Annotated in this window: 22 protein-coding genes and 1 pseudogene; 6 read left to right on the plus strand and 17 right to left on the minus strand. The window is 35.1% G+C overall.

The annotated features are described in order from the left end of the window. The first annotated feature begins 672 nt into the window (after positions 1 to 672). Positions 673 to 1,416, plus strand: coding sequence for an SDR family NAD(P)-dependent oxidoreductase (locus ACUXVC_RS17370; protein WP_000768018.1), 744 nt, complete (start codon positions 673 to 675; stop codon positions 1,414 to 1,416). A 112-nt stretch (positions 1,417 to 1,528) separates the two neighbouring features. Here the strand turns inward: ACUXVC_RS17370 and bshB2 are convergent, their stop codons facing one another. Next, positions 1,529 to 2,191, minus strand: coding sequence for a bacillithiol biosynthesis deacetylase BshB2 (bshB2, locus tag ACUXVC_RS17375; RefSeq protein WP_000439483.1), 663 nt, complete (start codon positions 2,189 to 2,191; stop codon positions 1,529 to 1,531). Between the two features lie 15 nt (positions 2,192 to 2,206). Next, complete coding sequence (locus tag ACUXVC_RS17380; protein ID WP_000407045.1) at positions 2,207 to 2,557, minus strand: YojF family protein; 351 nt, start codon at positions 2,555 to 2,557, stop codon at positions 2,207 to 2,209. 262 nt (positions 2,558 to 2,819) lie between these two features. Between ACUXVC_RS17380 and ACUXVC_RS17385 the strand changes: the two genes are divergently transcribed. Further along, entirely contained in the window at positions 2,820 to 4,145 is a 1,326-nt protein-coding gene (locus ACUXVC_RS17385; protein ID WP_144465791.1) for an ArsB/NhaD family transporter, read from the plus strand. Positions 4,146 to 4,216: 71 nt separating this feature from the next. On the opposite strand, the gene ACUXVC_RS17390 is transcribed toward ACUXVC_RS17385, so the two are convergent. From ACUXVC_RS17390 to ACUXVC_RS17410, 5 genes and pseudogenes are all read right to left on the minus strand, one after another. Beyond that, entirely contained in the window at positions 4,217 to 4,444 is a 228-nt protein-coding gene (locus ACUXVC_RS17390) for a hypothetical protein (protein ID WP_001047304.1), read from the minus strand. 99 nt (positions 4,445 to 4,543) lie between these two features. Then, positions 4,544 to 5,095: pseudogene (locus ACUXVC_RS17395) on the minus strand (GNAT family N-acetyltransferase). 218 nt (positions 5,096 to 5,313) lie between these two features. Continuing rightward, complete coding sequence (locus ACUXVC_RS17400; protein ID WP_446025784.1) at positions 5,314 to 6,222, minus strand: ABC transporter substrate-binding protein; 909 nt, start codon at positions 6,220 to 6,222, stop codon at positions 5,314 to 5,316. Positions 6,223 to 6,243: 21 nt separating this feature from the next. Next, complete coding sequence (locus tag ACUXVC_RS17405; protein ID WP_144465793.1) at positions 6,244 to 7,260, minus strand: FecCD family ABC transporter permease; 1,017 nt, start codon at positions 7,258 to 7,260, stop codon at positions 6,244 to 6,246. Then, complete coding sequence (locus ACUXVC_RS17410; RefSeq protein WP_144465794.1) at positions 7,261 to 8,295, minus strand: FecCD family ABC transporter permease; 1,035 nt, start codon at positions 8,293 to 8,295, stop codon at positions 7,261 to 7,263. 278 nt (positions 8,296 to 8,573) lie between these two features. Here ACUXVC_RS17410 and ACUXVC_RS17415 point away from each other — a divergent pair, with 278 nt between their 5' ends. Then, positions 8,574 to 9,338 carry a DUF817 domain-containing protein gene (locus ACUXVC_RS17415; protein WP_050844368.1) on the plus strand — a complete coding sequence of 255 codons (765 nt, stop codon included), beginning with the start codon at positions 8,574 to 8,576 and terminating at the stop codon, positions 9,336 to 9,338. A 128-nt stretch (positions 9,339 to 9,466) separates the two neighbouring features. On the opposite strand, the gene ACUXVC_RS17420 is transcribed toward ACUXVC_RS17415, so the two are convergent. Together ACUXVC_RS17420 and ACUXVC_RS17425 are read right to left on the minus strand one after the other, a co-directional pair. Beyond that, positions 9,467 to 10,504, minus strand: coding sequence for a DUF4003 domain-containing protein (locus ACUXVC_RS17420; protein ID WP_144465795.1), 1,038 nt, complete (start codon positions 10,502 to 10,504; stop codon positions 9,467 to 9,469). Positions 10,505 to 10,696: 192 nt separating this feature from the next. Further along, positions 10,697 to 11,152, minus strand: coding sequence for a DinB family protein (locus tag ACUXVC_RS17425; RefSeq protein ID WP_001081119.1), 456 nt, complete (start codon positions 11,150 to 11,152; stop codon positions 10,697 to 10,699). 192 nt (positions 11,153 to 11,344) lie between these two features. On the opposite strand from ACUXVC_RS17425, the gene ACUXVC_RS17430 reads away from it, so the two are divergent. Continuing rightward, positions 11,345 to 11,833, plus strand: a complete 489-nt coding sequence (locus tag ACUXVC_RS17430; protein WP_089171514.1) for a DinB family protein — start codon at positions 11,345 to 11,347, stop codon at positions 11,831 to 11,833. Positions 11,834 to 11,946: 113 nt separating this feature from the next. On the opposite strand, the gene ACUXVC_RS17435 is transcribed toward ACUXVC_RS17430, so the two are convergent. The 3 genes from ACUXVC_RS17435 to ACUXVC_RS17445 all read right to left on the minus strand — a co-directional run bounded on the left by ACUXVC_RS17435 (position 11,947) and on the right by ACUXVC_RS17445 (position 14,147). Next, positions 11,947 to 12,423, minus strand: coding sequence for a DUF2690 domain-containing protein (locus tag ACUXVC_RS17435; protein ID WP_086395300.1), 477 nt, complete (start codon positions 12,421 to 12,423; stop codon positions 11,947 to 11,949). Positions 12,424 to 12,440: 17 nt separating this feature from the next. Continuing rightward, positions 12,441 to 12,953, minus strand: a complete 513-nt coding sequence (locus tag ACUXVC_RS17440; RefSeq protein ID WP_000473735.1) for a DUF2690 domain-containing protein — start codon at positions 12,951 to 12,953, stop codon at positions 12,441 to 12,443. Between the two features lie 300 nt (positions 12,954 to 13,253). Then, entirely contained in the window at positions 13,254 to 14,147 is an 894-nt protein-coding gene (locus ACUXVC_RS17445; protein WP_000403893.1) for a LysR family transcriptional regulator, read from the minus strand. Positions 14,148 to 14,270: 123 nt separating this feature from the next. On the opposite strand from ACUXVC_RS17445, the gene ACUXVC_RS17450 reads away from it, so the two are divergent. Continuing rightward, positions 14,271 to 15,236 carry a quinone oxidoreductase family protein gene (locus ACUXVC_RS17450; RefSeq protein WP_000645266.1) on the plus strand — a complete coding sequence of 322 codons (966 nt, stop codon included), beginning with the start codon at positions 14,271 to 14,273 and terminating at the stop codon, positions 15,234 to 15,236. 264 nt (positions 15,237 to 15,500) lie between these two features. Here the strand turns inward: ACUXVC_RS17450 and ACUXVC_RS17455 are convergent, their stop codons facing one another. From ACUXVC_RS17455 to amyS, 5 genes are all read right to left on the minus strand, one after another. Continuing rightward, entirely contained in the window at positions 15,501 to 16,283 is a 783-nt protein-coding gene (locus ACUXVC_RS17455) for a putative protein N(5)-glutamine methyltransferase (protein WP_144465796.1), read from the minus strand. Positions 16,284 to 16,561: 278 nt separating this feature from the next. Then, positions 16,562 to 17,272: a histidine phosphatase family protein gene (locus ACUXVC_RS17460; protein WP_001042044.1), complete on the minus strand. Its 711-nt coding sequence runs from the start codon at positions 17,270 to 17,272 to the stop codon at positions 16,562 to 16,564. A 161-nt stretch (positions 17,273 to 17,433) separates the two neighbouring features. Further along, positions 17,434 to 17,958 carry a GNAT family N-acetyltransferase gene (locus tag ACUXVC_RS17465; protein WP_095690430.1) on the minus strand — a complete coding sequence of 175 codons (525 nt, stop codon included), beginning with the start codon at positions 17,956 to 17,958 and terminating at the stop codon, positions 17,434 to 17,436. 6 nt (positions 17,959 to 17,964) lie between these two features. Next, on the minus strand, positions 17,965 to 19,866 hold the full coding sequence (locus ACUXVC_RS17470) for an endonuclease MutS2 (protein WP_446025785.1): 1,902 nt from the start codon (positions 19,864 to 19,866) through the stop codon (positions 17,965 to 17,967). Between the two features lie 494 nt (positions 19,867 to 20,360). Next, entirely contained in the window at positions 20,361 to 21,902 is a 1,542-nt protein-coding gene (gene amyS / locus ACUXVC_RS17475) for an alpha-amylase (RefSeq protein WP_017656311.1), read from the minus strand. Positions 21,903 to 22,105: 203 nt separating this feature from the next. Here amyS and ACUXVC_RS17480 point away from each other — a divergent pair, with 203 nt between their 5' ends. Then, a complete protein-coding gene (locus tag ACUXVC_RS17480; protein ID WP_095690428.1) occupies positions 22,106 to 22,897 on the plus strand; it encodes an arylamine N-acetyltransferase family protein in 792 nt (263 codons plus the stop codon). The last annotated feature ends 23 nt before the right edge of the window (positions 22,898 to 22,920 follow it).

Genomic DNA, 22,920 nt, shown 5'->3' on the forward strand with positions numbered 1-22,920 from the left:
AAATCATTAAATCAATATAAATATATATTATTCTATTAAATAATTCAAAATATACGCTTCTCATATACATTATTAAAAATCAGTTCTAAAGAATTAAATGCAAAAAGAAATTACATATACAAATCCCCTATTTCAACTTAACTTTGTGTAATAATGCATATTTCAAATACATTATTTCCTTTCACTCATACTTTTATCATTGAGTTTTTATTCACAAATTCGTAACACATATATATGAGTTATTATGCTAAAATTAGTTTATTCACAAGAAGAAGTTATTCTTAATAAATCAATCATTTTTAATACCCTGTTTAAAGCCTTGCCCCCCTGCAAGGCTTTTTCCTATTTAACTAGAGTAGTAGTTTTCGGTATGCATCTCTCCCCTTTGTTCCTTACCCTACAAATAATACTGAATGTTTATTTTACTTTTTCAACATCCTTACTCGCTCTGTTCCAGAGCTCTTTACCAAATATTCAATCTAATGATAAAATTGACCAAATTAATATTTTCGTCCATAACTGTATCAAAAAGTACACTAAAGAAAAAATAGCACTCTCACGATTAAGTAAACGCGAGCTTTTTTCTTCTATCTACTTACTATTTAAGGTTAATAGTTTAGTAACAAGATTTAAAAATTCGACTTAAATTCATTAATGAATGGAGAGGTTTATATGAAATTAAAAGACAAAGTAGCAATCATAACTGGTGGTGCAAGTGGAATTGGCGAATCTACTGTTCGTCTTTTTATCGAAGAAGGTGCAAAAGTAGTTATTGCTGACTTTTCTGAACGTGGAAAAGAACTATCAGATGAATTGAATGCACATGGATATAATACGTTATTTATTAAAACCGATGTAACAAAAGAGGCAGATATTAAACAGCTAATTCATGAGACAGTAAGTACATACGGTAAATTAGATATTATGTATGCCAATGCCGGCGTTGCTGATGATGCACCGGCAAACGAATTATCCTATGAAAAGTGGAAAAGAACTATTGATATTAATTTGTCTGGGGTATTCCTTTCTGATAAATATTCGATTGAACAATTTCTTAAACAAGGTACAGGTGGTGTCATCGTTAACGCTGGTTCGATTCATAGTTTTGTTTCATTACCTACACCAACAGCATACTCCTCTGCAAAAGGTGGTGTGAAACTATTAACTCAAAATTTATGTACTGCCTACGCTAAATATGGAATACGTATTAACGCGGTGTGCCCTGGTTATATTGACACCCCTTTACTAGGTAGTGTTAATCCTCAACAGAAAGAATATTTAGCTTCACTTCATCCACAAGGCAGACTTGGAACACCAGAAGAAGTCGCTAAAGCTGTCTTATTTTTAGCAAGTGATGATGCTAGTTTTGTTAACGGCACAACACTTCTTGTTGATGGAGGCTATACTGCACGTTAATTTAAAAATTTTGAAGCACCCTAAAAAATATATAGTCTTCAACAAGAAAAAGCGCCATCACAAGTGACGGCGCTTTTTCTATGTAAGAGCAACTAGAAGATATCCTTCTAGCCTACTCCCATTTATAAGTCCAAAACTGTTCAAGTTGCAGCCATTTTAATGTTGCTGCATCTTTGTTTTTTATTTTTGCATGCGTGTCTTCAAGCATTGCTTCTGTTTGTGAACGGTGCGCACCTAATGCAGTTAATTTATGATCAAATACTTCACTAATGTTATTTACAACATCCGGTTCTCCTAATACTGCTTCACGATTTTTCGTAATCGCAACAGCATGAATAACTGGGCGCTCTTCTTTTGGCATACGTGATACAGCGCGAACGACAGCGCGGCCAAATGCATTATGATCTGGATGTACACCGTGCTCTGGATAAAATGTAATAATTCGAGATGGATTTACTTCTTGAATGATTGCTTCAATTTTGTCAGCAACGAAATCAACATCTTCAAATTCTAACGTTTTATCATGGAAGCCAAGCATTCTTAAATCTTTAATACCCATCGCTTCACAAGCATCTTTCAATTCTTTCTTACGGATATGTGGAATCGTTTCACGGTTAGCGAATACGTTCTTACCCATGTTACGTCCCATTTGTCCTAGAGTACCACATGCATATGTTACAGGTACTCCTTGATCTGTTAATAAGCGAATTGTCCCTCCCGCAGCATATGCTTCATCATCTGGATGCGGAAATACAACAAGTACATGTCTCTCCATAAGTTTCCCTCCTTCTTACTTAAATGGTGTTAAGCTTAACTCAAGTGCAACTGCTAGACGACCTAAATTATCATGTCCAGCTAATAATAAACGCTCTTGATCGTCTACTTCCCAGTGCGTAATACCTTCAGCATATACCCAACCGTGATCCATTTTCAGACCAACTCGGTATGGATTTGTTCCAGTTATCTTCCCGCGTTCAAAACGGATAATCGCATTTCGAATGAAAGCACCAACTGTCATCATCTTTTCATTTATGTGTGATGCATACGCTCCGTTTGTCGTTTCTAAATGAATATATACATCTTTATTTACAAAACGTTCAATTTCATTTTGAATAAGAGAACTATCTTTTACTATTTCCATCGGAATTCACCTCTTTAAACCATTTTACGCAAAAATAATGTAAATTGCTATCTCTATATTAGAGGACAACGCTCACTTTTCCTAATAATTTGCACTGTGTTTTTTATATTTTTTATATGATATGTAAAAAATACATTTTTTCCTTCACTTTGTTAAATAGTTTTCTTTCTTTTTTGAATTTGCTACAATATATTTTATCCCGTATTATTGTAGCGAGATACATTTCGACAATTGAATACATAATTTAAAGAAGGTGACATGATTGGAACAGTCAGCACATGAAGTAGCAAATTGGCAATATTATTTTGCAATTGCCGTATTTTTAATCACGTACGGATTTATTATTTCTGAGAAATTGAATCGTGCTGTAATCGCACTATTCGGTGCTGCTATTATGATTATTTTTGGAGTTGTAGATTTACATACTGCTTTCACATCACATATTCAATGGGAAACGATTACCCTTTTAATTGGGATGATGATTCTCGTACATATTACGAGTCAATCAGGCGTCTTTGAATTTGTGGCCATTAAAGCGGCAAAAGCAGCTGGCGGAAAACCGATTCGCATTTTATTATTACTATCCCTATTAACTGCTGTCGGATCAGCATTTTTGGACAATGTAACGACTGTTTTATTAATCGTTCCTGTTACATTATCCATTACACGTATTTTAAAAGTAAATCCTGTGCCTTATTTGATTTCAGAAGTGCTGTTTTCAAATATAGGCGGAACAGCAACATTAATCGGTGATCCACCTAATATTATGATTGGATCAGCAAACAAGCATTTAGACTTTAACGCCTTTTTACTTAACTTAGCTCCAATCGTAATTATTATTTCTATTGTGACACTTGGCATTATTTACTTCATGTACCGTAACAAACTAAAAACAACACCTGAACAAATCGAAAAACTAATGGCATTAAATGAAAAAGATTATATTAAGGATCAAAGCCTCCTTTTAAAATCTATTTCGATTTTAGGACTAACTATTTTATGCTTCGTACTTCATTCGATTATTCATGTAGACGCTGCCGTTATAGCGATGACAGGCGCTACACTTCTTATGTTAATCGGCGTGAAAGAACATGATATTGAAGATGTATTTGCCCACGTTGAATGGGTAACCATTTTCTTCTTCGCCGGACTATTCGTTCTCGTTGGCGGGTTAATTGATATCGGACTTATCTCTTCACTTGCAAAAGAAGTAATCGGCGTAACAAATGGTGACATCGGATTCGCAGCTATACTTATTTTATGGGTATCTGGCATCGCATCTGCGACAATCGACAACATCCCTTTTGTCGCTACGATGATTCCTCTTATTCAAGACTTAGCTACAGGACTCGGACTATCTGTCGATTCTCCGCAAATCGAAGTACTATGGTGGGCGTTATCTCTTGGAGCTTGCTTAGGAGGAAATGGAACGCTAATCGGAGCATCTGCAAACGTAGTCGTTGCTGGTATTGCAAAACGTGAAGGACATGCTTTCTCTTATATGGACTTCTTAAAAATTGGTTTACCATTAACTATTGTTGCACTCTTGTTATCACATGCTTATATATATTTACGTTATTTAATGTAAAAGTTGTATTGCATGAAATTATATCGTCAAATCCAAAAGGTTTGCAGCATCGTGCTGCAAACCTTTTTTCATCACCAAAATATACCGATAATTGCTAACCCACCTAAAATCATACCACCAATTTGTCCGACAATTGTTGGTGATAATTGAACACCTTTTCTCACTTCAACAACTGGTCTTTCGTGCCTTAGTTGCTGCACTTCGCTTTGCAGTTGATGTACACTTCCGTGTAACTCTTTAATTAGTTCCTTTAATTCAGCGACCTCTTCATTTACTGGTTTTGCTTTTTCTAAATTCATTTTACATAACTCCTTATAAATTCAATCAGTTCACTGTAAATTTTCGCCAATTATCATTATTTCTCCTGCATACTACATATATAATATTGAATGTATTCGCTAATCTTGCAACCCTATCCATTCATCCCGCAATATCCCCATAATGATACGATCAAAACACTTCCCATCTCTTTGAACCGCTTCTCTCATACACCCTTCCATCTAAAAACCTATCTTTTTATACAACGCAATGGCTGCTTTATTATAAGAAATCACATCCAGACCGACGCGGTGTAAATTCAATTCATAGAAAGCATACTTTAAAATAAGATGTATTGCTTCTTTCCCATATCCTTTTCCTCTATCATTCGCATCTCCTATACCAATGGCTAATAAACCTGTTCTGTTATTCCACTCTATACCATGAATCGCCACAAAACCAATTAAGCGATCTTCTTGAACTGTCCTTACCATGAAAGAAACACTATTCGATCTTCGTCCTTTTAATAACCCATCACTTGCTATTTCATTTAAAGATTGCGGGAATGCTACATCTGTATCAACATTTCTTAAATACTCACTATCTTCTTGCCACATAGCCATTACTTCAGCATCTGTTTCTCTCATAGCTGATAATTTAATCGTTTTATTTCGAAAAAGATTCATTGTCATTTCAAACTCCCCCTTTATTAAATAACGGGGATAATTATTCAAGCCTATTTACCCCCTCGTTTCATAAACTGTTTCATAAACGGGATACTTACAATAAGCGCTGACATTGGCACATCTCCTCCATATCGAATTAACTTCATTGTATAATTTTTCGTTTATTCAAACAATAATAAAAAGCCCTCCAAATTTAGAGGGCCTTTCCTAATAGCGAAACTATATTATTTCGTAAACATTTTCTCCGCTTCATCCATTGCCATTTTGTTACCTAAAGCAGAATAGTCAAGCCATGGTTGGTCATTAATAATGTATACGTGCTTACCTTTAACAGCTTTTAAGTCTTTCCAAATTGGTGTTTCTTGAAGTTGTTTAAATGCAGCTTTCGCTTTATCATCTCTGTTAACGACAACGAAAATAGCATCTGCATCAAAGTCAGGTAATACTTCTTGTGAAATGACTTCGAAAGGACGGTTTCCATCAATTTTCTCTACACCATTTGCAGGCTGTAACCCTAAGTCTTGGAATAAAATTGGTCCCATCGGTCTTTTTGTACTAAATACACGTAATTCTTTTGCAGTAACGCGAATTGCCATTACTTTTTCGTTATTACCTAATTCTTTATCTATTAAACTTTTTACTCGTTTTGATTGCTCTTCGTAATCTTGAATATATTTATCCGCTTCTTTCTCACGGTTTACAAGTTTACCAACTTGTTGTAACTGATCTCTCCACGTGCCTTCATCTAAGTTGAAAGAATGTGTTTTTGCAATTTTTTCGTATTTCGCTAAATCTTTACCAGCATATTTTTCATCAACATAAATGTCCGTTGGCTTTAATTGAAGTAACGCTTCCATATTCGGATCTGTTACAACACCAAGCTTCTTCGTATCTTTCAACTTCTCTTTAGCGTGCGGTAAGAAATCTTTTAAATCTCCACCAATAACAGAACCTACTGGTGTAATTCCTAATGCAAGTAAATCATTCGTTAAATGAATAGACATTGAAGCAATTTTTGGGTCATTATTTTTTTCCGTTTTTTTCGTTGCCTCTTCATTAGCTTTCGTTTGACCACATGCTGCTAATACTAAAATACACATCATGCTAAATAAAATAGTAAGTTTCTTTTTCATATGTTCTCCTCTTTGAAGTATTTATTTTGTTTTTGTAAGTAAATAAAGAAAATACGGTGCTCCTAATGCCGCCACTACTACACCAGCTGGAATAGAGTTTGGCTCAAATATAGAACGACCTATCGTATCTGCTAGCACTAAAATAATCATTCCGATAATGCCAGCTAAAGGAAGAAAGTGTTGATATGTAGTACCTACTAACTTTCTTGCGATATGCGGAGCAACTAAACCGATAAAACCAATTCCTCCTGCCATCGATACACTCGCGCAAGATAATCCAACCGCTGTAGCTAAAAGTAGTAACCGTTCTTTTTGAACAGAAACACCAAGCCCTGCTGCCACACTATCACCTAGTGACAATGCATTTAACGTTTTAGATTTTATCCATGTATACGGGATTAGTATGAAAATCCAAGGTAATAATGCAAGGACATGAATCCAATCCCTTCCCCACACGTTACCAACTAACCATCTAGAAGCGAATGTATACGTCTCATCATTTAACTTGAGAGAGAAAAATAACGAAATCGCACTAAATCCAGCTGAAACAGCAATACCAACGAGAATAAGTCTAATAGGAAGTAAACCTTTTGACCGATCACTCGCCAGTATAATAATTAAAAATGCAGCTAGTACTCCCCCGCCAAATGTAAATAACGGTATTAAAATCGATGCATTCTCATTAATAGAATGAAAGAAAGTAACGAATATAATTAGCCCGAAAGATGCACCTGCATGTAATCCTAAAATACCAGGGTCTGCAAGTGCATTACGTGATAACCCTTGCAAAATCGCACCGGAAATCCCAAGGCCAATACCAGCTAACATTGTGATTATAATTCTTGGCATACGATAATCGTATAGCACGGTCTCGCTCTCAAAATCACCATAACCAAAAAGTGTTTCAATTACTTTAAGTGGCTCTATACTCAGTGTCCCTGTATTTAGACTAATTAAAATTACAGCGATACTTACACATCCAAATATTGTAGTTACAGTAATAGCTCTCTTTTTATCCGTGTTAAAAAGATCTTTCACTTATAGCTCCCTCCCAACTTTACGTGCTATATAGAGGAAAAACGGAACTCCAACAAGAGCTACCATAATCCCTATCGCAAGTTCCTTAGGAGGATTTACTGTTCTTGCCCCTAAGTCAGCTAAAACTAATAACATAGCTCCTAAAAATGCTGACATAGGAATAATGAGTCGATAATTCACACCAACTAATTTTCTAGCAATATGCGGGATAACTAGTCCTACAAACCCAATAGAGCCAACAGCTGAAACAGATACACCTGCAAGAATGACTACTATAATCATCCCTAGTATTCTCGTTCGGTTCGTTTTTACTCCTAAATTCGTAGCAACATCATCCCCCATTGATATGAGTGAAATAGATCGCCCTAACACTATTGCAAAAATAATCGTTATAAGAATAATAGGGACTAAAAATTTCAAGTGTTCCCACTTAACCCCTGCAACACCACCAGCATACCAAAACGCTAAATCCTGGCTTAAATCATAATAAATCGCAACACCTGAACTTAATGAATGTAAAAGCGCTGCCATAACCGCTCCAGCAATCGTTAACCTCATTGGTGTTAACCCGCCTGATGTTGCTGATCCAATAACAAAAATAAGTACTGTACTTAAGACTGCTCCAATAAAGGAAACAATCATTAAATAGGAATACAGCATATGCGGAAAAAAAGCAAAACTAAGTGCTACTACAAACATCGCTCCTGCATTTATGCCAAGTACACCTGCATCAGCTAAAGGATTTCGTGTTACACCTTGCATAACAGCACCAGCAACCGCAAAAGCTGCCCCTACAACTGCTGCTCCAATTACTCTCGGGAGCCTTAATTCATAAATAATTTGGTGCTGTGTTAATTTCGGATCGTAATCCAAAACCGCTGCCCACACCGTTTGTAAATGAATATCTTTTGCACCAAATGAAATGGCTAAAAATATAGATCCAATTAAACATAAAATTGTTAAGCTCATGAAACATATGAACTTAATATGTATCCAGCGGTTATTACCAGCATGTACAGTAGACTTATGTAACATGTTTCATTTCATCCTTTATATTCAGTTGTTTTTTATAATTATTTTTTATTTGTAATTATTATTGATAATAATTATCATTTTCATTTAGATATTATATCCCCACTTTTTTTAAATAGCAAACTATTTTTTTACTTTTCTACAATATTAAAATACTCATTACAATTCCCTTCTAAAACTTACAAATACATGCAAAATAGACTACTGGATTATTTTTTAAATTGTAGTATAATTATTGGATTATTTTGATTTTTCCGATAAAAAATATCGAAGGTGACACAATGTTCTATATAAAACAACTACTACATTTCACTTACGAACAAGCATTATCTTGCTTATTCCCAGTCATTATTTTCTTAACACTAGCCCTTTCAAAAATTGTTTCAATCCCAGAGTTATACCGCTATGATTTCATACTCATCGTATGCCTTCTTATGCAGTGGATTATGTACAAGACTGGTCTTGAAACAAAAGACGAACTAAAAGTAATTACCATCTTTCACCTCATCGGCCTTTTACTAGAAATATATAAAGTACATTTCGGTTCATGGAGTTATCCCGAAGAGGGATATTCGAAGGTTTTTGGAGTTCCGCTTTACAGCGGTTTTATGTACGCAAGTGTCGCGAGTTACATATGTCAAGCGTGGAGAAGGTTGCATTTAAAAATGCATCATTGGCCGAAAGCCATTTTTGCCGTGCCGTTAGGAGCTATGATTTACTTCAATTTTTTCACGCATCATTTTCTATACGATTTTAGATGGATATTAACTTTACTACTATTCATCGTTTTCTTTCGGACATTTGTGGAATTTTCATTACGAGGCGTTCCATATAAAATGCCACTCGTTCTCTCCTTTTTCCTTATCGGTTTCTTCATTTGGGTTGCAGAGAACATCGCAACATTTTTCGGAGCATGGCAATATCCAAATCAACGGGAAGCATGGAGTCTCGTTCACTTAAGCAAAATTAGTTCATGGTTTTTACTCGTTGTTATTAGCATTATGATTGTCACACAGCTCAAACATTTGAAGGAATCAAAAAGATAATGCTGATTATGTAAAAACAGTTAGCCCATCACTCATTAGAGAGTGATGGGCTAACTGTTTTTAGTAATATTTTTTAAACCTTCCTTATCAAGGGAGTTATAATTTACAAGAGTATAAGCAATTAAACATTATGAACTGCTACTAGCAGAAGATGTTGCTGCAGATGAAGCGGCAATCGTTGCCATCATGGCTGCCTGTTGTGCTTGTATGAGGACTTCTATCATTGTTTGTAAACCTGTGTTAGTAGCTTTACTTTCCTCACCTTTCTGACTTACGAACAGTTGAATAGCAATAAGAATATTTGTATCTGTATGCCAACGGAACAATTTATCCCCCTGCAATTTTTCAATAAATGCTCGAATAGAATGAATCTCTTTTTCTCCGTCCTCGAGTAACGCTAGTAGCCCGATAGCTGGGTAATGCATCTGTTTTACTTTTACCTTTTCTTGCTTTAACAAATTCCATATATTTGTACATTTTGCAACTAATAGTTCTTCCCTGACATCCTTCTTTAGTGAAAGAATATGACTCAAAAATTGAAGATCATTCCCTTTACGCAAACCAGCTGTCGCTAGTTTCTGATAAAGACGTTCCACTCGATCCATAAGTGTTTCTACATGCTCTGATTGTCCTGCTAATAAAACTGCGAGCGGATAATCATTTGTACTTGTAAGAAAGAGGTGATCCTTTTTCATGCGTTTATATACTTGCATCGAACGCTGAATATGTGTGCCATGCTGTTCATTTTCTTCTGTTAAAAGCACAGCTGCTGCGAGATAAGTAAATATACTCCGGCTAAAGCCACCAGTGACCAATTGTTCATATAAATCTAAAAACGTCCGAAAAGCTTCCTTGTAATCTGTAAAGTGAATATCTAATGTTGCGGCCACTACAAAACGATGATAAGACTTTAAGTATGAAAACATCCCTACCTGATTCTTAATATAACTACTAATTTCTAAAAAACGTCCGAGATCAAACAATTTATCACTACCTGCATACATAGCAGCAATCATCATTCCTGTTCGAGAATCACTCGTTTTCCATTTTAGTTCTCCCTTTAACTGTACATATGTATGTTTATATTGCTCCAACTTTTGTTCTAATGTAATCATAGTATTCACCCCTATTTCTAGTTCTTCTCTATTATTATACGTATATTCCATATTTAGGAATACTATAATTAATAATCACACCATAAAAATTATAAAATTCTCTTATCCTTCTTCATCAGCACCACGATGATAATCCCTAATCCTTCAAGAAGTTATACAAAAAAGGTAGATAATAATTTATCTACCTTTTTTGTATATATTATTTAACATTACAACTGTATTGCTTGTTATATGCAATTAAGACTAAAGAGCTTTAATAATACGTTCCATCGCTTTCATTTGCCCAATATGATCAGCTTCATGATAAAGCATCATACCGTAAAGCTCCCCTACTGTTTCCAATCCTAGGAATGGCTCTGGCAGTTTATTTTCAAATGCTTCTGCTGGAATTTCGTTAATACGTTTTGCTTGTTCTTTTAATTGAGCCGTTAACACTTCTAACGATGGTCCTTCTGTTTTCCATTTAGATGGTCGTGATCCATACCCAAACATACCTGGATATTCAGTTGGTAATTGTTTAAATTCTTTTCCAAACATGAAAACTTCTGCTGCTGTTAACACGTGACCGATATGCCAACGAATTGTATTGTTAAAACCCTCTGGCTGCGTATCTGCAGTTTTATCATCTAACGTTTCCATAAATTTAAGTAACGCCCCGCGCGTTATTTCAAATTGTTTTAAACCCACTAGTCTATTCATTTTATCGTTCCCCTTCTTGATGTACAATTTATTATGAACTAAGAATGTTCAACTTATTAAAGTTTCACCTTGTTTAATCTATCAGAAACAAATAAGAAATACATCTAATATGCTTATTAAAAATAATAAAAAGGTTCACTCCTCGTAAATATAGAATTACTTACTATGTAAATAAAAGAGGAGTGTACTTGCATGTTACATATTTTAAAACAGCAATATAATCTTATTAGCTCTACAAGAGAAACTCTATTCACATTTTTAGAAGAAATCCCATTAGAAAAATTACATAGCACTGTTCCGAATTTCGGGAGCGGTAGCATTATAAAGACACATATTCATGTAGCCGATTGCTATCGATACTGGCTTGAATCATTCGCATTCAAGCAAAAAAGAGCAGATTTTTCATTTGCTAGCGATTACGAAATTGAGCATGCAGATGTCGCGAAAGTCCGTGCTAGATTTAAATTAGTAGATGAGACTGTACAAAGTTTTTTAGATGAATACAATGATCGTTGGCTTGAAAACATAGCAAATGAAGTGAAATGGCAAAAAGAACCTTGGAGCACAACTCCGCTATGGCTTTTAACTCATACAGAGACTCATGAGTTTCATCATAAAGGACAAATTGTATCAATGGCTCGTCACCTTGGATACAATCCTCCTGATACAGACCTTAGTTAATTCAATGGTCCATGATTACCGAAAAAATTAGAATGAATACAAAACAAGCATGTTTTGAAATCCAATCAAAACATGCTCTTAAAATATTCTATCTTACAATCTCCATATCCTCATCAATACCAAATAGTCTCCGCATAATTATAAGCATCACTATTTGGTATTGCATGTTTTCCCTGCGCTTGCGCTTTTCTTGGATCTAAATCATATACCATTGGCGTATAGCATGATGTTTGACCTTTATTTACAACACCATTTCCTCCAGCACTTCCGCAAGTGTATGCCTTTCCATCTGTTTTTCTAACAATCCTTGCATCAGCTTCATTATTATAAACTGCCAGGCGAGTTACAGTAACTTTTGCCCATGCTGTCTTACACGTCGTGCTAAATTTTAATTCCACATAAGAATTTGAATCAATCCACTTCTTTTCTTTCGTTACTGCGGATTGATCACAGCTATTATAATAAGGACTTTTCCCATCATATGAATGGTCTTCCGCGTATGCTTTATCATTATTGGTCGTACTAAACACACTAGTTACGATGAGCAATGCCAGACAAAGACATGCGCTTACCTTTTTAAAAAACTTCATAGAATTCCACTCCTTTATTAATAACGTGCTGTTTTCCCGTAACCATTATTAATCGTCACCGCTTCGGCATCAGCTGTATAACCAAAATCAGCAGTTAAATCAAACACCATTCCTGTATACGTACTCGTTTGTCCTGTTTTAATTGCCCCATTGCCACTATTAGAGTCTACTGATTTTTGGAATACACCATTTTTATATTTATTAATAACAGCGTAAGCATATACCCCTCCAGAAACAGAAGGAGCTGGTTGATCTAAAACAAGCTTAGACCACGCTGCATGACATTTATTACTGTAACGTAAATACACTGTCCCTACTTTTTTACTACCTTCATAAACTGCTGTAGACTTTGCATTAAATCCATCTGCATCACACGTTGTACTTCCCCCGTATACTTTCGTTGTTGCTGGATTTTTCCCGTCATAATAACTACTTAAATCAGTAGCTGCAAATGTACTTCCTTGAAAACTAAATAATACACCTATACTTGCCGCACTTAACACGCATACTTTCATTAACTTTTTAAACATTTTAAATTCCTCCTCACAATAAGTACGTATACTAAAGACAAGCTATACTGCTATGTAAGTCCTCCTTTCACGCTTCCTAGAGGCATCTTACAGAAACGAATAAACGTTGTAAATTCCCTTATGATTATTGGAATATACGAAGAATTTTACTTATCCTTGTAAGAAAAAAAGTTGAGAAATACACATTTTATAGCATTCTATATTTAAAACATAAAAGAACCAATACTTGTTATATTCAAGCATCGGTTCTTTATACAAAATTGCCATTTTTTCTTTTATATAAAATAAATATTTCTCCACTTAATCCGTTACAAAAAACTCCCTCGTTACATCAATAAATTGTCGCAGTGGCACTGTCATCCATTTGTCTTTATGCCAAGCGATTTGTGTATAAATTGGAGATATTGTTTCGTTTAACATTAACTCCTTTAACGTCCCTTCCCGTATATCTTTTTCTACTACTATCGCTGGTAAAACGGCTATACCTAAATCTGCAATAACACATTGTTTAATTGCTTCAACACTAACAAATTCAATTTTATTTGCTGGATATACATCTTCCCAGCGAAATAGCTCTTCAAATAAAGTCCGATACGAGCAGCCTAATTCTGTTAGTAAAAGTGTTTCACTCTCTAAATCTTTTATAGAAACTGAAGGTTGTTCAAGTAAACGATGCATAGGAGCAGCTACTACTTTTAATTCTTCTTTCATAAGTGGTTCCACATGTAAAACATCTTCTGTTTTACATTCGTCCAAAATAAATGCAAGATCTACTTTCCCCTCCATCAATTGTTCCTTCGCATCTTTATTGGAGTGTGCTGGTTTAAATATAAGTTTTATTTGAGGAAATTGTGCTTTAAACTTCTTTAATATAGAAGGCAGTCTGTATGTACATTGACTTTCTTGTGCACCAATTATTAACGTACCTGCTATTTCTTCATCATCTTTCACAGCCATTTTCGCTTCGTTACTGAGTGCAATCATCTTGTCGGCATATAGTTGAAACTTCCTACCTGCTTCAGTTAAGAAAAGACGTTTCCCTAATCTCTCAAATAGTGGTGTACCGAGCTCAGCCTCTAATGTTTTAATTTGTGCTGTAACGCTCGATTGGGCAAAGTTTAATTTCTTCGCAGTTTGTGTAAAGTTCAAAGTATGTGCCGCTACTTTAAATGTAATTAACTGTTTTATTTCCATTTATCATCCCTCTTTTCAATCGATATTTTCGATTGATTCCATCGAAATAATCCTCTTTGTCTATTGATATTTGTATTGTATGATAAAGAACATCTATAAACAATATAAATGGAGGTATTCCATATGAAAGCACTTTGTTTCGAAACATTCGGAGACGCTAATGTTCTACACTATAAAGAAATACACGATCCAATCATAAGTCCAAATGAAATTCTTGTCCGCACGAAAGCAATCGGATTAAACTTCGCTGATATTTATAGACGCCGCGGCGATTATCATCTTGCTGGCAATCCGCCTTATGTATTAGGTTATGAAGGAGCTGGAATTGTTGAAAAAGTAGGGGCTGACGTTACTACTATCAACCTAGGAGACCGTATTGCATTTGCGGACGTCCCATTTGCAAATGCAGAACTAGTTGCCGTTCCATCTGAAAAAGTAATCCCACTACCAGATTCTATTTCTTTTGAAACAGCCGCTTCTGTCTTATTACAAGGATTAACTGCACATTATTTAACGCACGATAGCTATCAACTAAAACAAGGTGATATAGCTTTAGTACACGCTGCAGCTGGTGGCGTCGGTCAACTTCTTATTCAAATGATTAAACTACAGGGCGGAACAGTAATTGGTCTTACATCATCAAAAGAAAAAGCAAAGATAGCTACATTAGCTGGTGCCGATCACGTATTTTTATATAACGAAGAATGGCATACGAAAGTACTTGAAATGACTAATGGAACTGGAGTAAATCTTGTATATGAATCAGTAGGTTCTACATTAGAGGAAAGTTTTAACGCTACTAAAATTGGCGGTACTGTCGTATTTTACGGAATGGCTGGTGGTAATCCTGCTCCAGTTGATCCACGTATGCTTATGGATACTTCAAAAACTTTAACTGGCGGAGACCTTTGGAACGTTCTTACCACTTATGAAGAACGTAAAAAACGATCTACTCAATTATTCGATTGGATCGCAACTGGAAAATTAAACATTTCAAATCCTACTACATTCTCTTTACAAGACGGTGCTCTTGCTCATGAATTATTAGAGAGCAGAAAAAGTACAGGAAAGATTTTATTAATTCCATAATCACTCCAATTAAAAAAGAAGCTTTATCAAGACCTAAATTGAAAAAAATTGATAAATGAAAGGAGATAACATATTTTATATGACTAATATGTTATCTCCTTTCTTCTTCAAATAACGGGCCAGTATAGCTTTTGAATAAATTTTGATAATTTTTGAGCTCCTTGCGCAATTAAACCGCCCTTTAATTGAATATGGATTTTTTTATTTGTACATTGCTAGGAAATTATCATTTCATTTTTGAGTAAGACTACGTACGGATTTATGCTAAAAACTAGAATTCGATCCTATAACGACTGTAGCGTCTAGTTCCTCGTCTCTAGCCACTCTCGCAGTAAGCCCAGCATCAGCAAAGATTTCAACGGTCTGAGTTGCCTGCATTTCACTAGTCTCTATTAAAAGACGCCCTCCCGGTGCGAGCCAGAGAAATGCTTCTTTTGCTACTCTTCGCTGAATGTCGAGTCCATCCTCTCCTCCGTCTAGCGCTATTTTCGGTTCATGTAGGCGGGCTTCCTGTGGAAGCAGCTTTATTGCCTCGGTAGGAACATAAGGTACGTTTGCAACTAGGGTGTTCACATGGCCTTTAAGTGTGTGAGGCAAAGCTTTATACAAGTCACCTTCAAAAACATGGCCACCGAAATTTGTTACGTTGCGGCTAGCACATCGTACTGCGACAGGATCAATGTCAACCGAATACAATTCAACTCTTCCTAAAGCTGCCGCCAGAGCTACACCCACAGCACCTGAACCGCAACATAGATCAACGACGATATCACCAAAGCATAACAGAGCTTCTGCTTGGTGAACAAGAAACTCGGTACGTTGACGAGGTACGAAAACACCCCGGTCCACTTCTATCCGCAACCCACAAAATTCTGCGTATCCAATAACATATTCAAGTGGCAAACCATCGGCTCGCATTTCCACCATTCTCTTGAGGTCCTCTGGAGTTCGGGCTGCTGAAATAAGTAACCGGGTCTCTTCTTCTGCAAAAACACAACCCGAGCTCTGAAGCCTGTTAATTATACATTTTTCTGTTTTATTGTCCAAAAAGGAATTACATTCTTTTCCTATTTACCTCACCACTTTTTCTTATTTATAACCCTGTATTCGCTAAAAATTGGATGTATCCTTTTTAACAAAGTGGTCCTATTCAAAAAAATACGCCCTTATTCAATTAAATGACCCAATTGTTGAACAAAGAAACATTCTACACAATAGAAAAAATCATCATAATATCCCATATAACCTTATAAATGATGCACTAAAAAATAAAAAGGAAGCTAGATTTTACTAACTTCCTTTTCTTATATCTATTTGAGATAGTATTATATTTCAACACTTTCTTTCCCTTTTGCAACATAACTCATATCTCCAACCGACTCGACTGTATATGTTCCATCTTGGTATACAATCTTCGTCACACTAGCATTTTCCACCCCAAGTTTTGTTTTGCTACTGTCTAACATTTCTATTAAGGTAGTAATCAAAAGCCCATGAACGACAACTAAAACGTTACCGCCACCATTTCCAGCAGCTTCTTCACTAATTTTATCTATCTCAGCTTTTATACGAGTAGAAAATAATTCCCAATCTTCCGCCTGTTTTGTAGGATCTGCTACTCTAATAAGATTAATCACTTCTTGAATAGAAAACTTCATAAGTTCTTCTGGTGATGCAACGCCTGCAGCTTTTCCAACCACATCCCACATATTCTCAAGTTTTTCACCTTCAAAAATACCGAAATTTAATTCTCGCAAATCTTTTCTTTGCTCAAGTTTTAATTTTGATTGCTCACTATATTTTAATACTAAATTAGCAGTTTCAATCGCTCGGCCGCTATCACTACTATACGCATTCATAAAATGAATATCTTTTAATCCTGTTCCTAAATTTGTGGCAACTTCAACACCTTTTTCTACTAATGGAGAATCAGCCCAACCTTGCGCGCGATGATTCGTATTTAATATTGTTTTACCGTGTCTTGTAACATATAACGTAACTGCATTCTCATTGCTATCTGTTTCTCGCTTATTCATTTCATTCTCTCCCTTTACGTTTCTATATCAATTTTACCACCTCAATTATTCATTGAGCAAAATATACGTCAGTAGATCCGCTTAATAAAAAAAAGCTATCTTTCTGTATATCCATACAAAAAGATAGCATCTTTTATGATTACATTTCTTAACCGTTACTCCTACTCAGCAAAAGCACTCGAATATTGTACAATTCCTTCTACACCTCGAAGAGAATTTTCTGTTAATTCCATTATCATAAATACCTCTTCAGGCACTTCAAACGGTGCTTTTATATTCCACTCACTTGCTTTCTTAAAACCAAATTTCGGGTAGTACTCTGGATGTCCCAATACTACAACTGATCCGTATCCAAGTTCTTTCGCTTTTTCTAATGCAGCTACAATCAGTTTTCCACCAATTCCTTTTTTCTGATGACCCCTAGCAACTGAAACTGGTGCAAGTGCTAACGATTCTACAGAAGTTCCATCTTGTTCTATTGTAATTTTCGATAACATAATGTGACCAACTATATCTTCATCTACCGCAACAATTGATAACTCTGGAACAAACGCGTCACATTCTCTAATACGTTTTACAAGTTCATGTTCTGTTTTATCACTAAATTCTTCCTTTAAAAATGCTTCTTTTACGACTTCTTCTGTTTTTCTATAATCATTTTTTTGTTCTTGTCTAATCGTTACCATTTTAACTTATCCTCTATTCTTTCTTATTTCTTTTTGAATTTTACTCAGTGCTTTTTTCGATCCGCGCTCAATATCGTGTTGCATTTTTCTTTCTTTATAATCAACAAATAGTGTATTTAAATCGTATTCTTCTGGATATAACTCCTTCGCTGCTACTTCTAAAGTAATACGTTTTACATTTACTTCAACGAATTCACCGTTATAATATACAACAACGTTATAAGAATTATCTTTTTCCTTATAGATGATACCAAAATCATCATGATCCAATAAATTAACACGATCGCCTATTTTGTACTCATAATGAGATTCTCTTTTTTCTTGTACAAATTTCGGTTTTCTAATTTTACTTTCATTCACTTTTTCTAAAGCGTACTCTTTATTTCCCATATACTCTTTCGCTCTTTTCAGTACATGTTCTTTTACGCTCATTTTATTCGCAATCCAAAGTGCATTACTTTCTCCTGATTTTCCGATAACTAATTTATAAAGCGGCTCTAGCGTTTCACTATTAAACTGCATCGCTGCATTCATAAAGTCATCATGCATTTCTGAGAATCGTTTAATTTCTCCGTAATGCGTACTCGCAACGGTAATACATCCCGCAAAGTACAACTCTTCTAAAATAGAAATTGCAAGTGCTGCACCTTCATTTGGTTCTGTACCGCTCCCTATTTCATCAAATAAAAGTAACGTATTATTATTTGACATCCTCATAATCTCAGAAAGATTTTTCATATGAGACGAAAATGTACTTAGTGCATTTTCAATACTTTGATTATCACCAATATCTACGAATACATTTTCGAAAATAGCGATTTCTGTACCTTTATCTCCTGCAATATGAAGACCTGACATTGTAGCTAATGTTAACAATCCAATCGTTTTTAACACAATTGTCTTTCCGCCCGCATTCGGCCCTGTAATAATTAAACTACGATACTCTTGACCAATTTTAAAATGTAACGGTACAACTTGCCCTGTTAAAAGCGGATGCTTACAATTCACTAAATGAATGTAGCCATGATCGTTTAACTTCGGTTCTATTCCATCAATCGATTTACTAAACTTCGCTTTCGCAAATACCATATCATACTGACTAATTAGCTCCATGTTAATCTTTATACTATAAATGTTTTCTAACACCATTCCTGATAAAGTTGCTAAAATCTGATACTCTTCAACCGCTTCTTCTGCTTTCAAACCTGCTAATTCTGCATTCAATTTCGTAACCGTATGTGGTTCTATAAATACAGTAGAACCTTTTGCCGAGGCTTCAATAATACTTCCAGCAACTTGATTTTTATAGGAAGATTTAATTGGAATCGTATAACGGTCATCCTTTTTACTAATAAAGAATTCCTGAATGAATTTCTTATTTGCACTACTATTTAAAAACTTCGTTAAACGTTCTTTTATTTTCCCATCTACAGAATCGATATTATTTCGAATTCGCTTTAGCTCTTTACTTGCAGCTACATCAATACTATTTCCTTTAATTGAAAAGTTAATTTCCTCTTCAATACTTTTATATTCAGTCATTGAATTTGCATAAGAAGCTAATACTGGTGCAAAAAATTCTTTATCTAACATAAACTTTTTAATCTTTCTACACCCACGTAAAAAGTCTGAAACACTTACTAATTCTTCTGGGTCTAAAATCATCCCTTTTTCTAATTTTTGAATTGTACTAGCAATATTAGAAATGCCGAAGAAAGGAACATGCCCCTCTGCATCTAATATAGCTCGTGCTTCCGTCGTTTCATTCAAGCGATTTCTCACTACTTTTAGACTCGTACTCGGCTCTAATTTGTTTAATAATTCCTTACCTAATCCACTTACACAATAAGATTTCACTATATCCTTTAATTCGTTATATTGTAACTTTTCAAAAGTCATCGTATTCATTTTGTTTCTCCTCACTATGATTGATTTTTATCATAAATGAAGATACCTACTCATTAGATTCCAATGAGCTCTACATTATTCAATTACCATTTTTATACATTAAAAATATATACAAAAAAGCTGCGGGGATACCGCAGCTTTTACATTTACAAGGCATGTGCAATAACATATGAGGAAATAAACCATAAAAAACGGATGGCAATCCCCTTATTACACGCTTTATAAAGTGTTGTAGGTATCTTCATAGGTATCGAAATAAATCCATGACAAATTTAGGGGTATGATACACATAAAAATCCCCTGATTTTATCCGATTTATTTCATTAAATTTTTCCTATTTAGTACCTACCGCACTCACAAAAAAGCACCTCTCATTAATTTATATTATAGTCATTGAAATCTAATTTACTGAAATCATCATACTATATGTTAAGTGAGAAGTAAAGGTGTCATACCTTTATAACTATGCAGCATGTAAAAAAGAAGGGGGAAACCTACCGCTGAACATATATGGAAACTGATCCTCCACTTACTTGGAACTGTCCCCAACCATCCTTATTAATTGTTACAGTATTTGTTTGATTACCCGTAATATCGTACCATACTTCCCCTGCGTTATTCTTCCCAACATCCATCCACTTTGACCCTCCTGGTCCATCAGAGATTAATGTTGCTAAACCAGAATTAGCATGTACACTATCACCTTCTCTTGTCCAGCCAATCACATCTGGATGATCAAAATAATCACGCTGCGTACCGTATGCAAAGTTTTTTCGTGCCGTCAAAATCGGATCAATTTTGTCCTTTAACGCTGGAATTTCATAATTACTATTTCCTTTTGTACCATAGTAATCACCATAGAAAACAGAAGGATATCCCTCTGCACGCGTTAAAATAAATGCATATGCCAACGGTTTGAACCAAGGGCTCACTACAGATTCCAATGACTGACCAGGCTGTGAATCATGATTTTCAACTAGAGTAACCGCAAGTGTAGGATGATTCGCAACTACCGTTCCTTTTAAAATATTTCTCATATCATAATTCCCATTTCCTGTTGAAGCATAATGAAAATTATAATGCAGTGGTGCATCGAACACAGATTGATTATAATTGACCTTCGCTAAATAATTATTTAAAGTCTGGATATCATTTTGCCAATATTCAGCTACTGTAAACATTTCTTTCCCCGTTTGCTGTCTAACATGATTTACCCAATCGCGCAAATATTCATGATCAATATGTTTAACAGCATCTAAACGAAAGCCATCTAAATTTAATTCCTTCGCATACCACGTTCCCCATTTTTTCATTTCATTCGCAACATCTGGATGATCAAAATCAAGATCCGCGTACATCAAATAATCATAATTCCCATTCTCGCTAGACACTTCCCAGTCCCACGCTTTACCTATGCCCCTAAATTTATAAATTCGGTTTAATTTCTTTCCTTCATCCCAATCTGTTCCGTCAAAATGATACCATTTCCATTTGAAATTAGAATAAGAATCTCCACGCCCTGGAAAGTTAAATCCTGTCCAAGCACTAATTTCATAATCACCTGATACTTCAACATTTCGATTGCTTGGGTCTACCTCAACTGCTGTGACAGTTTCTGTATAATCAGCCCCACCTTTATGATTCATAACTACATCACCGTATACATCGATGTTTTTCTTATGTAAAGCGTCAATTGCAGACTTCAATTGTGCTTTCGTCCCATATTTCGTCCGCACTGTTCCCTTTTGATTGAATTCCCCCAAATCATATAAATCATATGCTCCATATCCTACGTCATTTTGCGTAGTTCCTTTATATGCAGGTGGTATCCAAACAGATGTAATTCCCTTTTGCGCTAAATTTTCAGCATCAGTACGCAAACGATTCCAATGATTCCCATCATTCGGAGCATACCACTCAAAATACTGCATTAACGTTCCATTGTTAACTGTATCTGCATATGCTTTACTCCCCTCATATATACTAGGTAAAAACAAAACAACTGACAATCCGACTATTGTTATTCTTTTAAACATCTGTACACCATCCCCTTCTAAGAAAGCGTTTGCATGGTTTATCAGAATTATTATAATATTCGTCCCACCGTTAGTAAAGTAGCAATCTCTCACTCTCCCACATTATTTTTAATCTCACTTCAAATATTCAACGTAGTTTTAATTTCACATCCTATTCAAGATTGTTTACAATTTACCTATAAAAACATAACGGAGGGATTTCTATGACAGACTTTCAAAAACAATTTTTCGCACGATTACATGTAGAAGAAAAAGACACAGTTTCATTTGAAGATTTATCTAACATTATGTACGCAATGGCACAAACTGTTCCTTTTGAAAACTTAAATATTCTCGAAAAGAATTTTAAAGAAATATCAAAAGAAAATTTGAAAGAGAAAATTTTAGTAAATAACCGTGGCGGTCTTTGTTATGAACTCAATCCTACTATGTATTACTTCCTGAAAGATTTTGGATTCGATGTTCATCTCGTTTCAGGAACAGTTTATAACGCTGCAAACTCCATATGGGCTGTTGATTCTGGCCATATCGCAACCGTTTTAACACATCATAATGAACTTTATTTAATTGAAGTAGGATTCGGATCATACTTACCTCTTGCCCCTGTCCCTTTCTCAGGTGAAGTCATTCACTCTGTTACAGGAGATTATCGTATTCGTAAAGAAATGACCGAAAAGGGAAACTACATTTTAGAGATGCGGAAAAACAATGAGTTCTTGGATCAATCTTCTGCTGATGATTGGACGTTAGGCTATGCATTTTATATAGAAGAAGTGGATGAAGAAAAAGCAAATACAGCACAAAAAATTATCGTTGAACATGAAGGGTCACCCTTTAATAAACTACCTCTTATTGTAAAACTAACTGAAGATGGACATGCCTCTTTAACGAAAGATAGCCTTACAGTAGCGAAAAATGGTAAAAAAACGAAAGAAACCGTTACAGACATGCAATTTACAAACCTTTTACATTCAAAATTTGGAATTACACTATAAGTATGTAAGCCTTGTTATTTTAG

The organism is Bacillus sp. N6 (assembly GCF_052805735.1).

Excerpts from the sequence above, each read along its gene's own strand:
- ACUXVC_RS17370 (WP_000768018.1), top strand. The coding sequence starts at position 673 with ATGAAATTAAAAGACAAAGTAGCAATCATAACTGGTGGTGCAAGTGGA.
- bshB2 (WP_000439483.1), bottom strand. The coding sequence starts at position 2,191 with ATGGAGAGACATGTACTTGTTGTATTTCCGCATCCAGATGATGAAGCA.
- ACUXVC_RS17380 (WP_000407045.1), bottom strand. The coding sequence starts at position 2,557 with ATGGAAATAGTAAAAGATAGTTCTCTTATTCAAAATGAAATTGAACGT.
- ACUXVC_RS17390 (WP_001047304.1), bottom strand. The coding sequence starts at position 4,444 with ATGAATTTAGAAAAAGCAAAACCAGTAAATGAAGAGGTCGCTGAATTA.
- ACUXVC_RS17400 (WP_446025784.1), bottom strand. The coding sequence starts at position 6,222 with ATGAAAAAGAAACTTACTATTTTATTTAGCATGATGTGTATTTTAGTA.
- ACUXVC_RS17410 (WP_144465794.1), bottom strand. The coding sequence starts at position 8,295 with ATGTTACATAAGTCTACTGTACATGCTGGTAATAACCGCTGGATACAT.
- ACUXVC_RS17415 (WP_050844368.1), top strand. The coding sequence starts at position 8,574 with ATGTTCTATATAAAACAACTACTACATTTCACTTACGAACAAGCATTA.
- ACUXVC_RS17420 (WP_144465795.1), bottom strand. The coding sequence starts at position 10,504 with ATGGAATATACGTATAATAATAGAGAAGAACTAGAAATAGGGGTGAAT.
- ACUXVC_RS17425 (WP_001081119.1), bottom strand. The coding sequence starts at position 11,152 with ATGAATAGACTAGTGGGTTTAAAACAATTTGAAATAACGCGCGGGGCG.
- ACUXVC_RS17430 (WP_089171514.1), top strand. The coding sequence starts at position 11,345 with ATGTTACATATTTTAAAACAGCAATATAATCTTATTAGCTCTACAAGA.
- ACUXVC_RS17435 (WP_086395300.1), bottom strand. The coding sequence starts at position 12,423 with ATGAAGTTTTTTAAAAAGGTAAGCGCATGTCTTTGTCTGGCATTGCTC.
- ACUXVC_RS17440 (WP_000473735.1), bottom strand. The coding sequence starts at position 12,953 with ATGTTTAAAAAGTTAATGAAAGTATGCGTGTTAAGTGCGGCAAGTATA.
- ACUXVC_RS17445 (WP_000403893.1), bottom strand. The coding sequence starts at position 14,147 with ATGGAAATAAAACAGTTAATTACATTTAAAGTAGCGGCACATACTTTG.
- ACUXVC_RS17450 (WP_000645266.1), top strand. The coding sequence starts at position 14,271 with ATGAAAGCACTTTGTTTCGAAACATTCGGAGACGCTAATGTTCTACAC.
- ACUXVC_RS17460 (WP_001042044.1), bottom strand. The coding sequence starts at position 17,272 with ATGAATAAGCGAGAAACAGATAGCAATGAGAATGCAGTTACGTTATAT.
- ACUXVC_RS17465 (WP_095690430.1), bottom strand. The coding sequence starts at position 17,958 with ATGGTAACGATTAGACAAGAACAAAAAAATGATTATAGAAAAACAGAA.
- ACUXVC_RS17470 (WP_446025785.1), bottom strand. The coding sequence starts at position 19,866 with ATGAATACGATGACTTTTGAAAAGTTACAATATAACGAATTAAAGGAT.
- amyS (WP_017656311.1), bottom strand. The coding sequence starts at position 21,902 with ATGTTTAAAAGAATAACAATAGTCGGATTGTCAGTTGTTTTGTTTTTA.
- ACUXVC_RS17480 (WP_095690428.1), top strand. The coding sequence starts at position 22,106 with ATGACAGACTTTCAAAAACAATTTTTCGCACGATTACATGTAGAAGAA.